Raw genomic sequence first — 14187 nt, 5'->3', positions numbered from 1 at the left:
CGAGTCGAACGGGTCGGAGGCTACTGATACCGCCCGCGACCCTCTATCTCGCGAAGGCGGGCGAGCACTTCGTCGTCGCCCTCGCTCCCGTACCCCTCCTCGAACGCCCGGAGCAGGGGTTCCGGTTCCGCCGCCGTCCCCTCGACGCTCTGGCCGAAGACGTGGAGGTCCATCGCGTGGTCCTCGACGTGACCGGTGTGGTATCCGAGGCCGAAGTCGATGAGGTACGTCCGCTCGCCGACGCGGGCGTTCCGCGTCGTCGGGTCGCCGTGGACGAACCCCGCCCGGTGGATACGAGCGAGGTGTTCGCCGACGGTCCGACACCGGTCGGCCGTGAGGTTCCCCGCGAGGTCCGACTCGCCCACCCGGTCGAAGACGATGACGCCCTCCGCGGGGTCCACGTCGCGGACGACGGGCGTCGGGACGCCGACGCGCCGCGCTTCGCTGGTGAGGCGCGCCTCGGCGACGGTTCGCTTCCGCCGGAGTCTGTCGTCCAACTCGGGGTGGCGGTACGCCTTCGAGACGCGGCGCTTGACGACGCGGTCCGAGTCGATGGTGACCGTCGCCTCCGCGCCGCGAACCTCCCCGCCGATCGTCGGGTCGCGCGCGACGGACTCCTCGTCGCCGCGCCACGTCACCGGCACCTGGTCGGGTCGGAAGTTCGGATCCACCGAGGACTCCGGGATCGGGAGGGTGTCGCCCGCCTCGTACATCTTCGCGCCGAGGACGGCTATCATCCCGGCGTTGTCGCGGAGGAACCGCGGTTCCGGCGCGTAAAACTCCGCGCCGCGTTGCTCGCACATCGCTTCGAGCATCTCGCGGAGGCGTTCGTTCTGCCCGACGCCGCCGCCGAGGACGAGTTCGTCCGTCCCCGTCAGAGAGAGGGCGCGTTCGGCCACCTCCGCGAGCATCCCGAAGATGGTCTCCTGCAGGCCCGCGCAGATGTCCTCGACGGGCACGCCGTCGTCCGCCGCCTGCTTGGCGGCGCTCATGATGCCGGAGAAGGAGAAGTCCATCCCCTTGACGACGTACGGCAGTTCGTGGAACTCGCCGTCCCTCGCAGCGCGTTCGACCTTCGGGCCGCCGGGGTGGGACCACCCGACGTGGCGGGTGAACTTGTCGATGGCGTTGCCGACGCCGGTGTCCATCGTCTCGCCGAGGACGCGGTACCGGCCGTTGTGGTAGCCCAACAGGTGCGCGTTCGCGCCCGAGGCGTTCAGACAGACCGGCGAGTCGAACCCCGACTGGTGGCGGCCGATTTCGAGGTGCGCCACCATGTGGTTGACGCCGACGAGGGGCACGTCCAACGTCTGCGCGAGGGCGCGCGCGGCGGTGCCGACGATGCGGAGACACGGGCCGAGGCCTGGTCCGCGCGAGAAGGCGACGGCGTCGATGTCGGCTCCCTCGCCCTCGGCCGTCTCCGCCGCCCGGTCGAGGACCGTCTCGACGACTGCCGGAATCGCATCGCCCATGTGCTCTGCGGCCTCGCGCGGGTGGATGCCGCCGCTATCGGGTTGGTAGGGGTCCGATTCGATGAACACCTCGTCGGCCTCGCTATCGAACAAGGCGGCGCTGGCGGCCCACGCGGTACCCTCTATTCCGAGAACTCGCATCGAGAATTCGAAGACCGGTTAGAGTCCGTTCGACCGAGAGTTAGGCCTCTTCGGCCTCCGCCTCGACCTCTTCGGTGTCGGCGGCGATCTTGTTCCGGTCGAGCATGTAGTCCTGTTCGACGTCGCGCGCGAAGTCGGGCGAGTCGTAGACCTTCGCGTAGCCGACGGTCTTGCGCATGCCGAACTTCGTGTCGAGTTCGTGGACGACGACTTCGTCGGAGTCCTTGTTCAGCTTCGCCGCGAGACTGTCGCGGACCGACAGCCGGGACGGCGAGGCTTCCTCGTGCACTATCTCGAAGCGAACGTCGCTCCGGTGTAGCATCGGGTTCTCGTCTTCGGAGATGACTTCGATTTCCATGGTTCAGTTGGGTTAAAATGCTCCCGATGCAAGTAAAAGGATTTCGAAGGGACGAACGGACGCCTCGGCGACTCGATTTCGCCCGCCGGGCGGCGATTCCGCCGCGCCGCCTCCGTTACGGTTCGACGCCCAGTACGTCGAGGGCGGCGTCGGCGTCGCCCTCCATCCGGCGCAACAGCGTCCGCATCTCCAGTTTCGCCTCCTCGGTGACGGAGACGAGGACCATCCCCTCGTCGGGTTGCCCGTAGACGACGCTCGCGCCGAGGGGCGCGGCGACGACGGCCGGAAGCGTCGCCAAGTCCTCCTCGCCCTCGACGACGATGGTGACCGGGTCGTCGTACTCTGCGAGTGCGGTGGCGAGCGCCGTGAGAAGTTCCTCGCCGATGGTCCCGGCCTCGTTCGCGGCGTCGATGCCGTCGTCCGGGGCGGCGATGGCGCGGCGAATCTCCTCGTCTATCGCCTCGCGCTTCGTCTGCCCGTCCACGACGGCCACGTCCGGCACGCGTCCGGCCTCGCGGAGGTGGTAGGTGACGACGTCTCCGACGGCGATTATCGGGTCGCCGGCGTCGTCGAGCAGACGGTCGGCGCGCCGATAGACCGGTCCGAACGGCTCCTTGAACGCGCCGCGGAGGTCGCGAGGCAGTCTGAGCATGTCTTACGCTGGCGTCAGCGGACCTTCAGCGCGTAGCCGCCGGGTTCGTTCACGTTCATCTCCTCGGCTATCTCGCTCTCCTCGGGGTGGGTGATGACGACGTACCCCGCCCAGTCCTCCGTGAGGGTGGTCGCGCCGCAACTCTCGCAGACGTTCGCGTCCGGGTCGTTGATGTAGTGGCACTCGCGGCAGGCGAGACGCGGCTTCGCCATCTAGCTCCCCTCCGCGCCGGTGGCGGCCTCGCTCTTCTGGCGGTCCTCTTCGAGCCAGCCGTGCTTGCCGAGTCCCGGCTGTTTGGCCGTGAGGCCGATCTTCGAGTCGCGGGGGTTCCGCTCGTCGATGCTCTTCGTGACGATTCGGACCCGAACCGAGTCGCCGACGCCGAGCGTCCGCCCCGACTCCGTGGAGGCCAACTGCTGGTTCTCGCCGTCGTAGGCGAGGTACTCGTCCGATATCTGCGAGACGTGTAGCAGTCCGTCCACCGGACCGATTCCGACGAACGCGCCGAACTCCACGACTTCGACGACTTCGCCGTCTACGACCTCCTGCATGCTTGGGTCGTACGTGATGGCGTCGAACTCCGCTTCGTAGTAGACGCCGGCGCGGCCCGGGAGGACCGTCCCTTCGCCGATGTCGTGGACGTTCACGACGCTCACGACGCTGCCCACATCTTCGTCCATCCGTCCTTCGAGTTTATCCTGCAGGAGTCGCTTGACCCGATTGGGGGTCACGTCAGCGAGATGCTCCGGCGGGACCTCGACCGTGTCCTTGAGTCGTACCCGTTTGTACATCGTATGGCTATGGTTCCGTTATTTCGAGTTTGTCCCGACCCCTTATACCGATTACTCGAACGCCGCGTTCGAGCAGTCGGTCCCGAAGGGGCTTGTCGTTCGTGACGACGTAGTCGCACTCGCCGAAGGCGAGTTCGACGACCGCGTCGTCGGCGTACGATGCGTCGGTTTCGACGACGCGACACCGTTCCGCGGCGAGGTCGGCGCCCACGCTGGCCGCCACGCCCTCTGTGCCGCCCCCGCGGGAGAGTTTCTCCAACTCCACCGTGACTGCACGGGGGACGACGAGGTCGAGGTCGGCGGCGAGTACCCGGTCGAGTTCCTCGAACAGTCGCACGTCGAGTTCGACCGGCATCATCAGCGCGTTCGTGTCCATGATTACCGTCGTCACGTCTTCCTCTGGGTTCGTGTCGCGTCTCTCCTCGTCACTTCAGCGTCCCGATGCCGATGAGTCGCCACCGCGCGCCGACCCGGCGGTTGATGGCTATCTTCGCGCCCGACTGGGCGCAGACGGGTCGCTTCAGCGATACTTCCGCCTCGCCGCTTCGCGCACTCGTGACGGCACCGACCGTGGTGGCCGTGCCGACGGTGAGCATGAGGGGTTCGCCGGTCGAAATCTCCTCGACCGTGTCCTCGTCCTCGCCGACCACGCGGTCGAGGAGTTCGACGTCCATCGTGAACTCCTCGCGCGTCGGCGGCAGGGACCCGGGTTCGCCGGCGACCTGCCCCGCGAGGGCGTCGCCCTTCGTGAGACTCGGGTCGAGACCCGTCCCGACGCCGCAGAGGCCGCCGGGGCGGACTTCGTCCACCATCTGGCCGCCCGCCTGCAGCGAACGGATGTCGGTCGTGATGGGCCGCCACTCGGTCTGGCCGCCCTCTTCGACTTCGCGCCCCGGGCGGAGTTCGAGTTCGTCGCCCTCGGTCAGTTTGCCGGTGACGACGGATCCGCCGATGACGCCGCCGGAGAGGTCCTCCCACGTCGTGCCCGGGCGGTTGATGTCGAACGACCGCGCCGTAAACATCTGCGCGCCCTCGCCCTCGTCGCGGTCGGGCGTGGGAATCTCCTCTTCGATGGTCTGGATGAGGAGGTCAACGTTGACGCCTTGCTGGGCGCTGGTCGGGACGATGGGGGCGTCCTCGGCGACCGTTCCCTTCACGAACTCCTGTATCTGCTCGTAGTTCTCGACTGCCCGTTCGCGGTCGACGAGGTCGACCTTGTTCTGCGCGATGACGATGTTGTCGATGCCGATGATGTCGAGCGCCATCAGGTGCTCTTCCGTCTGCGCCTGCGGCACGTCCTCCGTGGCCGACACCACGAGCACCGCGCCGTCCATGATGGCCGCGCCCGACAGCATCGTCGCCATCAGGGTCTCGTGACCCGGCGCGTCCACGAACGACACCGTTCGCAGTATTTCCGTCTCGTTGCCTTCCTCGTCGGTCTCCTCGACCGTGTAGCACTCCGGTTCGTCTGTCCCGGGAATTCGGCGGAACGTCGCGTCCGCGTACCCGAGTCGGATGGAGATGCCGCGCTTCATCTCCTCCGAGTGCTGGTCGGTCCACGAACCCGACAACGCCTGCACGAGCGTCGTCTTGCCGTGGTCTACGTGACCGACGAGTCCGATGTTCACCTCCGGTTGTTGTGGATTTTGCGTCACCATTGACCTCCTGAAGTAATCTTGGGGAAGTTTCGCCCCGAGCGCCTGATAAAGTTGCTGTTATAGTCGCGGGGCGGACGCTCTGCGGCCCGTGTCGTGTGAACTTCCCGCAGGAGAGGGAGTCGTCCCTCCCCCGAACACTGTTCGAAGACGACTAGGCGGCCCGGCGTGATTAGTCCGCCGGCGGTTCGAAGGTGTTCGGCGGGCCGGTCGGCGAGAGGGTCTGTCCGGTGACGAACGAGGCGGCGTCGCTGGCGAGGAAGCGGACGGTGTCGGCCACCTCGTCGGGCGTGCCGACCGTCCTGTCCACCGGGTCTCGCTCCGGCATCTCCTCGATTCCGAGCCACTCCCGCACCGCCGGCGTCGCGATGAAGCCGGGTTCGACGGCGTTCACGCGAACGTCGTCGCCGGCCCACTCGACGGCGAGCGTTCGCGTGAGCGCGCTCACGCCCGCCTTCGCGGCGCTGTAGGGGCCCATCCCCGCGACGCCGTAGCGACCGGCCATGCTCGACGTGTTGACGACCGCGCCGCCGCCCTCCCGGAGTGCGTCGGCGAACGCGCGGGTGACGTTGTACGTCCCGGTGAGGTTCACCTCGACGACGCCGTCCCAGTCGTCGGGACCGACCTCGTGGAGGGGGTCGCCGGAGCCCGCCCCGCCCGCGTTGTTCACGAGGACGTCCACGCCGCCGAACTCCTCGACGGTCGCGTCGGCGAACGCCGCCACCGAGCCTCGGTCGGTCACGTCGCACTCGACGGGGAAGACCGACCCGGGGCGGTCGGCCGCGTTCAGTTCCTCGGCGACGGCCTCGACGTCCGCCCGCGTTCGAGAGCAGATGACCACGTCCGCGCCGTCGGCGACGAACGTCTCCGCGATGGCGCGCCCGATACCGCTGGACGCGCCGGTCACGACGACCGTCTCGTCGGCGACGCTCGACCGTTCGCGGACCGACTCCGTCGTACGGATTCCGTCTGTGATTGGCATCGCCGCCGCTAGGAGAACCCGACGCAAAAGGCGAGTAGCTCCTCTCGACGCGGCGACTACCGAACCCGCTTCATCAGGTCGAACAGTTCGTCGCGGTACGTCTTCGGCTTCAGTCCGAGGTCCACATCCACGGTGAGCGATATCGCCTCCGAGGGCGTCTTCGTCACCTCCCGCGCGAAGTTCTCGTCGGGGTAGGCTCCGCCCGTCACGAGGACGGAGTCGTTCCCTATCCACGCCGCGAGGTGCCCCGCGACGGTTATCTCCCCGCCCTCGATGGTTATCTCCTCGTCGCCCAAGCCGACCGAGAAGCCGTCGAACGCGTACGCCGCCTCGAAGTTAGTCAGGCGCGCCTCCGCGCCCGACGCCACCTGCATCGTCTCCTCGCCGGTCTGCGTCACGTCCGCGAGGCCCGCCTGCTTCAGGCGCGACCGGAACGTCCGCCGGGACTGCGCTTCGACCCTGTCGAGGAGTCGCTGGCGGCCCGCGCCCGCCGGGAGACTCGTGATGTCGGGGTCGAACGTCGCCCGCGTGGCGAAGAACGTCGCGAGTTGCGCGTCCGCGCGCCCCAGCGTCTTGTCGGCTATCTTCGTCCGAAGCGCCGCGTCCTCGTAGAGGAGCGTCCGCGTGGCGGCGGTGAGCGTCACCGGCCCGACGGACTGCTCGAACGCCGGGTCCTCCGTCGCGTCGTCCGTCCGTTCCCACCCGCCCTCGTCGAGTCGCCTCTCGGGGACCTTCGGCGGCCGCCGCGCGGCGCTCACCGTCGCCCCCTGCCCGCTACATCCGGCGAGCGCAGACGCGCCCGCGGCGGCCGCGACGCCGAGGTACGCCCGTCTGCTCCATCCCTCTCTCCCCTCGTTCCCGCTTCTGTCGGTCTCACTTCGTTCGTTTCCGGGGTGCATCCGTCGTCGGGGGTGGGGCGTATTCACAAAAGTAGTTATCTTCTGGTATCTAACATGTACCGCGCGATTGCAACCCCCTCGCTCCGACGACGCCCCGGATTTCGCTCGGACGTCGAACGCCCGTTCTGGAAGTGTCTACCGTCGGAGCGTTCGCCTGACCCCCGTCCGCCTCCCCCGTTTCGCTCCCTCGCCGTCCGGCGAGGTGCTTTTGTCCGCGCCGCCCGGAGTGTCCCCCGTGCCCGCCTCGGACGACCGGACGCGAGAGTTCGCGTTCGAACTCGCGTTGTGCGCCCACCTCGAAGCCGAAACCGAGTGGCTCCCCGCCCGACAACTCGGCGCGGCAGTCGTCGCTCCCGGCCGCCGCATCGTCGACATCTGCGCCGTCGTCCCCGGCCCGAAGTTCGAGGAGCGAACGGCCGTCACCGCCGACACGATTCCCGCGCGCGCCATCGAGAGCGACGTGGGCGTCGGGGAGGCGGTGTACTGGCGTGACGCCTTCGACTGCTCCCGCGAGGCGGCCCGAACCGCGGTGGACCGCGCCGTCGAGAGCGGATTCTTCGAACGCGAACGCCGCGGCGCGCGGGAGTACGTTCGTCGGACGACCCGCTACCCCGACGAGTGGTTCTCCGGCCTCGTCGGCGTCGAGAACAAACCCGACTTGGACGCGCCGGGCGCACTCGAACGCCAGTTGCGGACCGACGTGAGCCTCGGCCTCTTCGACAGCGTCGTCCTCGCCACCGAGAGTTACGTCACCCGCGCCCACCTGAACCGCCTGCCCGAGGAGGTGGGCGTCTGGCGGTTCGACCCCGAGACGGGCGACCGGACGGTCGTTCGGGAACCCGCGCCCCTGCCGACGGACCGCCCGGGCGTCGAACTCGTCGAGGAACGGCCCCTGCGGACGGACGTGGCCGTCGTCTCCGCCGCGGAGAAGACCCGCGCGCGGCGGCGACTCGCGGAACGCGCCTACGGCAAGGGCTGGCGGACGTACGAGTTCCCCGCCTGCGCCCGCGCCGGCGCGACGGCCGACGGGCGACCCCTCTGTTCGCACTTCGGCCGCGTCGTGGACCCCTCGCGGGAGTGCGGCGCGGACTGCCCGGCGCGCGAGGAGGGCGACGCGCCCGACGCGGACGCCGCCGCCCTCCGAGACGCCCGGACGGCGTGGGTCCGAAACCCGAAAGGCGTCGCCCGGTGGCAGAGCGGACTCGACAGGTTCGTCTGACGCTCACTTCTCCTGCTTCGAGTAGACGAGTGCGACGGTCACGACGACCCCGAACGCCAGCATGAACGCCGCGCCGCGCACCCAGTCGACTTCTCCCTCCACCGCCCACGAGAGGGCGACGAAGACGACGCCGCCGGCGACGGCGCTTGCGACGGCGTAGCGGATGTCAGAGGAGACAGTCGGCATACTCTATCGGGTCGCCCCGCGGCGAAGTATCCTCTGGTGGGAGAGGGCGCGACGTGCCCGAATGTGCGACGCGTGCGACGCGGGGGCGGCGACGCTCTCAGAGATCGTACGTCTCCCCGTCCACGGCGAGGGGCTCCTCGAACGCCTCGTCGGACGGGTAGAAGTGCGCCGTGTGGACGAGACGCGTCTCCGACGCGTTCAGGTCGTCGGCGAGGGAGAGCGCACCCTCCCTGGTCATGTGCTTCGTTCCGAACGTGCGCGGGACGCCGTCCTCGTCGTGATGCCGTCCGCCGAGGGGGTGGTGTTCGCAGAGCGACGCCGGGACGATGGCGTCGGCGAGAAAGAGGTCCGGGTCGCGAAGCACCTCGCGGGACTCCTCGGGGACGGCGAAGTTCGTGTCGCCCGAGACGGAGAGCTTCGCGCCCGTCTCGGGGTCCTCGACGGCGAGTCCGTAACAGAGAAGCGGCGGGTGATCGACGGGGACGAGGGTCACGTCGAGGCCGCAGACGCGGAACGACTCGAACGGCGCGTGCCCGCGGACGGTGACCCGTTCGAGGTAGTCGTACTTGTCGGCGACGGTCTCGGCGACGCTCTCGCCGGTCTTCGGGTCCGTCTCGTTCGCCGCGTGGACGGGCAACTCGTCGAACACGCGGTAGGCGTTGCCGAGGCCGTCGATGTGGTCGAAGTGGACGTGCGTCACGACGCCCGCATCCGGGAGGGGAACGTCGCGCGTCAGGAACTGGTGCCGGAAGTCGGGGCTGAAGTCAACGAGAAGCGACTCGTCGGTTCTCTCGTTCTCGACGTGAACGGAGAAGCGACTGCGCTCGACGCCGCGTTCGCGCGCCGACCGGCAGGTGTCGCAGTCGCATCCGACGGTCGGCGTTCCCGTCGTGTCGCCCGTGCCGAGGAGAGTGACCCGCATCACCACGAGGTACGTCTCCGCCGGTTGATAAGCGTAGTCGATGCGTCCCGGTCTGCGGGTTCGCCCGCCGCCGGGTCAGTCGCCCGCCGCCGGGTCAGTCGCCCGCGCGCCCGACGGCGCCCGCGGTGTCGCTGACGAGGTCGGCTATCGCCTGGCGCTTGAGGACGACGAACCCGGCGAAGACGACGAGGAAGCCCGCTAGCGTCGCGAGCGTGACGGTCTCGCCGAGTATCGCCACGCCGGCGACGGTGGCGACCACCGGCACGAGGTAGGCGACGAGCGACGTTTCGAGTGCGCCCTGCGTCTCCAGCAGGTGGAAGTAGATGAAGAAGGCGACGGCGGTGGCGAAGACGCCGAGGTACGCCACCGCGGCCCCCGCCCGCAGGGTGGTCGGGAGCGAGAACGACTCGCCGAGGCCGACGCTGACGGCGTGCAGGAGAACCCCGCCGACGAGCATCGACCACCCGGAGAGGGCGGCGTTGTCCAGCGTCGGGCGCGCCCGTTGGACGAGGACGCCGCCCAACGCGACGCCCGAGACTTGGACGAGGATGAGCAGTCGGCCGACGACTCGGTCGCCCAGCAGGTTCGCGGGGTCCGGCCGGACGATGAGGACGACGCCGAGGAAGCCGAGGGCGATGCCGACCGCTCCGACCGGCGAGACGCGTTCCTCCGGCAGGAGTCCCAGCGCCCACAGCGACGTGGCGATGGGGACGAGACTCTGCAGAATCGCCGCGACGCCGCTCGGAACCGTCTGCTGGCCGACGAACAGGAAGGCGTTCATCCCGACGAGGAAGACGCCGCCCGCGAGGACGGCCGCGGCGTTCGCGCGGTCGGTCGGCCGCCACGTCGCGCCGCTAGCGAGGGCGTAGCCCAACAGGAGCACCGCTCCGAGGTCGTAGCGGAACGCCGCGAACAGCACCGGTTCGAGCGATTCGAGGCCGACGGAGATGGCGAGAAACGAAAAGCCCCAGAGGGTGGCGAGCGTCCCGAACAGGCCGACGGTTGCGAGGCGGCGGTTCACGGGCGTACGACCGTCCGCCGGACAATTAGGCGTCTCGGTTCGGCGGCCGGTGGTCGCTCGCACTGGCTTCGAGGTACCGAACCCACGTCAGGACGGTTCGCGTCGCCGTCCGGCCGTCGAGCGTCACCGTCGCAGTCACCGCGCTTCGATGCGGTCGGCGCGCCGCCGAGGCACCCGCCGAGGAGGGCGACTGCGGCGACTCCGCCGACGAACGCGCGTCTGGTGGAGGGCATCGCTCGACGGGTTCCCGACCGCCCGCCAAGTACGTTGTCGAGAAGGAGGGCGACCCGCACCGCATCGCGTCGCCTCAGTCGTGGTCGTGGCCGTCGTGGCCGTGGTCGTGGTCGTGACCGCTGCCGTCGCCCGCGACCAACTGCTCGCCGTCGGACATCATGTCCATGTTCTTCAGGTTGTCCCGTTCCTCGAAGTCCTCGACGGCGTCGAGGATGTCCTCCTGCGTGAGCGACATCCGCTCTTCGGTGAGCGCTTCGAGGACGGCCTCCCGCATCACCATCCGCAGGTCGGACCCGGTGAGACCCTCCGTCCGGTCGGCGACGGACTCGGGGTCGAACTCTGCGACGTCCATCCGCCTCGTGATGATGCGGAGGATGTCCGCGCGCATGTCGCGGTCCGGCTTGGGGAAGTTGACGATCTCGTCGAAGCGACGCCACGCCGCCGAGTCGAGCTGGTCGGGGTGGTTGGTCGCGCCGATGAGGATGACCTCGTCGCGGATGAGCGAGATGTCGTCGATGCTCTTCAGCAGGGTGTTGACCGCCCGCTTGAGCGCGGCGTGCTCGTCCGATCGCCGGGTCTTCGCCACGGAGTCGAACTCGTCGATGAAGAGGATGCACGGCGAGAGGCGCTTTGCCACCTCGAACGTCTTCTCGACGTTCTTGGCCGTCTCCCCGAGGTACTGGCTCGTTATCATCGAGAGCTTCACCTCGACGAACGGAAGCCCGAGTTCGTGGGCGAGCGCGCGCGTCACGGTGGTCTTGCCCGTCCCCGGCGGCCCCACGAACAGGATCTTCCCTATCTCGCGGAGACCGATCTCCGCGAGGTACTCGCGGTGTTCGATGGCCTTCATCAGCTTCTGTATCTCGCCCTCTTGGTCCTGCGTGAGGACCAAGTCTTGGAGGGTCATCTCTATCTCCTCCGGCGCGCGGACCTGCACCAGGTCGAGCATCTCCGCGTCCTCCTCCTCGTCGAAGTACTCGTCGAGGAGGCTGTCTATCCAGACGCGGTCGGCCTGAATCGGCCGGGTGTGCTCGCGCGCCTCGGCGTGGGTCACGTCCACGTCGCCGCGGTCCTCGACGGTCGCCGCGATGGTGGGGTTCGTCTCCAACCGGTCGCGTTCGGCCCTGTCGAGGAACCACTCGGTCGCCATCTCGGGTTGCGTCAGCGAGATGCGGCCGGAGAAGTCCTCGCGCTGGGTGAACAGCAGGTCGGAGACGGCGTCCCACGGGTGTTCGACGCCGGTTGCTTTCCTCGCCGTACTCTCGGTAACGACGAGCGGTCGCTCGATACCGATTGGGGCGTTCTCGTCCGTCTCGGCGTCATCGTCCGGTTCCGCCCAGAACACTCGGCGGTACCGCGGCGGCAGGTCGTTCTCGTCCAACCCCCGGTTTTCCGTGTAGAGATGAGCCGTGAGGAGAAATTCGACTACCTCGAGAGCCCGATTACTCATCCGTAAGAAGTTGCGGCCACGAACGCTTAAGACCGTCGAAGGGTGGGCGAGAGAGACGGCTCGTGTTACCGCGTCGCCCGCCGACGCCGGCGAGAAATACCTTATACCGATAATACGTCTCGAAGGTCTGCGGGCGACTACCGCGGACGCCGCGCGAACTGCTCGCCGTCGAGGACGCCTCGCCCGGTGGTTTCGGTGACCCGCCCGGAGGAACCCGGAGCACGTGAAACTCCGTGTGCTATCCTTCGAGTTCTACCCCATTTATTGCCGCAGACGTTCGAACTGGGAGTATGCCTACGCCAGTCATCGCGGCCGCGTACCGAACGCCGTTCGGCAAGGCCGGCGGCGTCTTCGAGGACACGCGAAGCGAGGACCTCTCGGTCGCCCTCATCGACCACATCATGGAGGAGACGGGCCTGCAGAGCGCCGACGTGAACGACCTCATGTGGGGGGTCGCCCAGCAACGCGGCGAACAGGACAACAACGTCGCGCGCGTCATCGCCCTCCTCTCGGAACTCGGCGAGGGGACGCCGGCGACGAGCATCAACCGCTGGTGCGCCTCCTCGATGCAGGCCGTCATCTCCGCCTCCGACGCCATCGCGGCGGGGAACCGCGAGTGTATCATCGCCGGCGGCGTCGAGAGCATGAGTCGCGTCCCGATGGACGGCGACTCCTACCAGCACCTCCACCCCGAACTGTCGGAGAAGTACAACATCTTCCAACTCCAGATGGGGATGACGGCGGAGAAGGTGGCCGAACAGGAGGGCGTCTCCCGGGAGGAACAGGACGAGTACGCCCTGCGGAGTCACAATCGCGCCGCGGAGGCGACCGAATCGGGCCGCTTCGACGACGAAATCGTCCCCATCGAGACGGACGACGGCGTCGTCACGACGGACGAGGGCATCCGCCACGACACCTCCATGGAGGCGCTGTCGGGTCTCTCGCCGGCGTTCACCGGCGACGGCACCGTCACCGCGGGGAACTCCTCGCAGATAACCGACGGCGCGGCGGCGGTTCTCGTCACGAGTCGGGAGTTCGCCGAGGAGAACGGCCTCGACATCCTCGCCGAAGTCGGCACGAACGCCGTCGCGGGCGTCGACCCGACGGTGATGGGCATCGGCCCGGTGCCGGCGACGCGGCGACTCCTCGAACGCGCCGGCCGGGACATCTCCGACTACGGCCTCGTGGAACTGAACGAGGCGTTCGCCAGTCAGGCCGTCTACGCCCGCGAGGAACTCGGCGTCGAGGACGCGCGGTACAACGTCAACGGCGGCGCGATAGCCCTCGGCCACCCCCTCGGCGCGTCCGGCGCGCGCCTCCCCGTGACGCTGATTCACGAGATGCTGAAGCGCGACGAAGAGCGCGGACTCGCGACGCTCTGCGTCGGATTCGGGCAGGGCGCGGCCATCGAGTTCAGTCGGTAGGCGGTGAGCGACGGGCGAGAGGCCACGACGCTTTTCGGCGTTCCGAGTGAGTCCCCACACATGACGACAGAGCCTAGAGCGGACGCGTCGGACGCTGGGGAGAGTTCGGGGACGTTCTCGCGGCGACGGCTACTGAGAGGCGTCGTAACCGCGGGCGCGGCCGCCTCGCTCCCGGCGTTCGTCGGCGGCGCGTCGGCGCAGGAGGGGACGGTGACGACCGACAACAGCCCCACGGAACCGCCCACGGAGTTCCCCACCGAGGAGTCGGGGACGAGTGCGCCCGAGGAGGAGGTGGCCGCGGAGGCCGCCCTCCCGACGGACGCCCCGACGTTCGGCCAGTCGGACTACACCGGGTTGTTCCTGCAGGTGACCGGCTACGACCGGGAGGCGGACACCTCGGGCGCCGGCCGATGTGGGTTCGCCGAGAGCAACGAGGACATCACGGGCTTCGACGCGACCATCTTCGAGACGACCGGGGACCGACGGTCCGCGCAGACGACCATCTTCGCGGTGACGCAGGGGAGCATCATCGACTCCGGGTCGGTGTTCGTCATCAACAGTCAGAACCCCTGTCCGAGCAACTTCGTGACGGTCACCCTCGAAGAGGTCGGCGCGACCGGTATCGAGACGCCGACGCCGCAGGGGACGACGTCGGGCGGGGCGATTCCCGGCTTCGACGCCGTCGCGGGCGTCCTCGGCGTGGGCGCGGCGGCCGCCGCCGCGGCGGTTCGCGCCCGCGGCGACGAGTGAGCGAGAGCGACCGTCGCGGCGGTTCCGCGGG

The 14187-nt window shown here is 68.7% G+C and carries 17 protein-coding genes; 3 read left to right on the top strand and 14 right to left on the bottom strand.

Annotated features, from left to right (window positions below):
* Positions 1-20: 20 nt before the first annotated feature.
* The 9 genes from ACZ522_RS09750 to ACZ522_RS09710 all read right to left on the bottom strand — a co-directional run bounded on the left by ACZ522_RS09750 (position 21) and on the right by ACZ522_RS09710 (position 6950).
* Complete coding sequence (locus tag ACZ522_RS09750) at positions 21-1613, bottom strand: bifunctional N(6)-L-threonylcarbamoyladenine synthase/serine/threonine protein kinase (protein WP_379692554.1); 1593 nt, start codon at positions 1611-1613, stop codon at positions 21-23.
* A gap of 40 nt (positions 1614-1653) precedes the next feature.
* The gene (locus ACZ522_RS09745; protein ID WP_092531616.1) at positions 1654-1971 is read right to left on the bottom strand and encodes a 30S ribosomal protein S24e; all 318 of its coding nucleotides are present in this window, start codon (positions 1969-1971) and stop codon (positions 1654-1656) included.
* Positions 1972-2086: 115 nt separating this feature from the next.
* Positions 2087-2623 carry a GTP-dependent dephospho-CoA kinase family protein gene (locus tag ACZ522_RS09740; RefSeq protein ID WP_379692556.1) on the bottom strand — a complete coding sequence of 179 codons (537 nt, stop codon included), beginning with the start codon at positions 2621-2623 and terminating at the stop codon, positions 2087-2089.
* Between the two features lie 14 nt (positions 2624-2637).
* Complete coding sequence (gene spt4 / locus ACZ522_RS09735) at positions 2638-2835, bottom strand: transcription elongation factor subunit Spt4 (RefSeq protein WP_379692557.1); 198 nt, start codon at positions 2833-2835, stop codon at positions 2638-2640.
* A complete protein-coding gene (locus tag ACZ522_RS09730) occupies positions 2836-3414 on the bottom strand; it encodes a DNA-directed RNA polymerase (protein WP_379692558.1) in 579 nt (192 codons plus the stop codon). It lies immediately after the preceding gene.
* A gap of 7 nt (positions 3415-3421) precedes the next feature.
* On the bottom strand, positions 3422-3790 hold the full coding sequence (locus tag ACZ522_RS09725; RefSeq protein WP_379692559.1) for a PIN domain-containing protein: 369 nt from the start codon (positions 3788-3790) through the stop codon (positions 3422-3424).
* 49 nt (positions 3791-3839) lie between these two features.
* On the bottom strand, positions 3840-5069 hold the full coding sequence (locus ACZ522_RS09720) for a translation initiation factor IF-2 subunit gamma (protein WP_379692561.1): 1230 nt from the start codon (positions 5067-5069) through the stop codon (positions 3840-3842).
* Positions 5070-5241: 172 nt separating this feature from the next.
* A complete protein-coding gene (locus ACZ522_RS09715) occupies positions 5242-6051 on the bottom strand; it encodes an SDR family NAD(P)-dependent oxidoreductase (protein ID WP_379692563.1) in 810 nt (269 codons plus the stop codon).
* 56 nt (positions 6052-6107) lie between these two features.
* The gene (locus ACZ522_RS09710; RefSeq protein ID WP_379692564.1) at positions 6108-6950 is read right to left on the bottom strand and encodes a DUF6517 family protein; all 843 of its coding nucleotides are present in this window, start codon (positions 6948-6950) and stop codon (positions 6108-6110) included.
* A 235-nt stretch (positions 6951-7185) separates the two neighbouring features.
* On the opposite strand from ACZ522_RS09710, the gene ACZ522_RS09705 reads away from it, so the two are divergent.
* Positions 7186-8169: a DUF5787 family protein gene (locus ACZ522_RS09705; protein WP_379692566.1), complete on the top strand. Its 984-nt coding sequence runs from the start codon at positions 7186-7188 to the stop codon at positions 8167-8169.
* A 3-nt stretch (positions 8170-8172) separates the two neighbouring features.
* On the opposite strand, the gene ACZ522_RS09700 is transcribed toward ACZ522_RS09705, so the two are convergent.
* The 5 genes from ACZ522_RS09700 to ACZ522_RS09680 all read right to left on the bottom strand — a co-directional run bounded on the left by ACZ522_RS09700 (position 8173) and on the right by ACZ522_RS09680 (position 11982).
* Positions 8173-8355, bottom strand: a complete 183-nt coding sequence (locus tag ACZ522_RS09700) for a hypothetical protein (RefSeq protein ID WP_379692568.1) — start codon at positions 8353-8355, stop codon at positions 8173-8175.
* Positions 8356-8452: 97 nt separating this feature from the next.
* A complete protein-coding gene (locus ACZ522_RS09695; protein ID WP_379692570.1) occupies positions 8453-9277 on the bottom strand; it encodes an MBL fold metallo-hydrolase in 825 nt (274 codons plus the stop codon).
* A 94-nt stretch (positions 9278-9371) separates the two neighbouring features.
* Positions 9372-10298 (bottom strand): DMT family transporter, encoded by a 927-nt coding sequence (locus tag ACZ522_RS09690; RefSeq protein ID WP_379692571.1) that lies wholly within the window; start codon positions 10296-10298, stop codon positions 9372-9374.
* A gap of 25 nt (positions 10299-10323) precedes the next feature.
* Positions 10324-10596, bottom strand: a complete 273-nt coding sequence (locus tag ACZ522_RS09685; protein ID WP_379692573.1) for a hypothetical protein — start codon at positions 10594-10596, stop codon at positions 10324-10326.
* Between the two features lie 9 nt (positions 10597-10605).
* Entirely contained in the window at positions 10606-11982 is a 1377-nt protein-coding gene (locus ACZ522_RS09680) for an ATP-binding protein (protein WP_379692575.1), read from the bottom strand.
* Positions 11983-12272: 290 nt separating this feature from the next.
* Between ACZ522_RS09680 and ACZ522_RS09675 the strand changes: the two genes are divergently transcribed.
* Positions 12273-13406 carry a thiolase family protein gene (locus ACZ522_RS09675; RefSeq protein WP_379692576.1) on the top strand — a complete coding sequence of 378 codons (1134 nt, stop codon included), beginning with the start codon at positions 12273-12275 and terminating at the stop codon, positions 13404-13406.
* 60 nt (positions 13407-13466) lie between these two features.
* A complete protein-coding gene (locus ACZ522_RS09670) occupies positions 13467-14156 on the top strand; it encodes a hypothetical protein (protein WP_379692577.1) in 690 nt (229 codons plus the stop codon).
* Positions 14157-14187 lie beyond the last annotated feature (31 nt).

The sequence above is a fragment of the Halopelagius fulvigenes genome, from assembly GCF_055398025.1.
Note: the sequence above shows the minus strand (reverse complement) of the source record. Positions and strands in the feature narration are given on the sequence as shown.